Source organism: Aquincola agrisoli (assembly GCF_036621135.1).
Lineage (GTDB): Bacteria > Pseudomonadota > Gammaproteobacteria > Burkholderiales > Burkholderiaceae_C > Aquincola > Aquincola agrisoli.
This window is the reverse complement of sequence record NZ_JAZIBG010000005.1, coordinates 1-646: the sequence shown is the minus strand read 5'-3', so window position 1 is coordinate 646 and position 646 is coordinate 1. Positions and strand designations below refer to the sequence as shown.

Sequence of the window (646 nt, the reverse complement as noted above, 5' to 3'; positions counted from 1 at the left end):
ACGCGTGATCAGCAAAAGCAGGGGATAATTCTATTAACCATGAAGACTATCATTGCTTTGAGCTACATTCTATTTCTGGTTTTCGCTCAAAAATCTCCAGGAAATGACAACAACATGGCAATGCTGTGCCTTGGGCACCATGCAGTGCCAAACGGAACGATGGTGAAAACAATCACGAATGACCAAATTGAAGTTACTAATGCTACTGAACTGGTTCAGAGCTCCTCAACAGGTGGAATATGCAACAGTCCTTATCAGATCCTTGATGGAGGAAACTGCACACTAATAGATGCCCTATTGGGAGACCCTCAATGTGATGGCTTTCAGAATAAGAAGTGGGACCTTTTTGTTGAACGCAGCAAAGCCTACAGCAACTGTTACCCTTATGATGTTCCGGATTATGCCTCCCTCAGATCAATAGTTGCCTCATCCGGTACACTGGAATTTAACAATGAAAGTTTCAATTGGACAGGAGTCACTCAAAATGGAAAAAGCGCTTCTTGCAAAAGGGGTTCTGGTAACAGTTTCTTTAGTAGATTGAATTGGTTGACCCACTTAAATTACAAATATCCAGCATTGAAAGTTACTATACCAAACAATGAAAAATTTGACAAATTGTACATTTGGGGGGTTCACCACCCGGGTA

Annotated in this window: 1 protein-coding gene; it reads left to right on the top strand. The window is 41.5% G+C overall.

All coding sequences use genetic code 11. The features are described from left to right. Nucleotides 1–39: 39 nt before the first annotated feature. A partial coding sequence (locus V4F39_RS01140; RefSeq protein WP_332287394.1) for a hemagglutinin occupies nt 40–646 on the top strand: 607 nt, incomplete at its 3' end.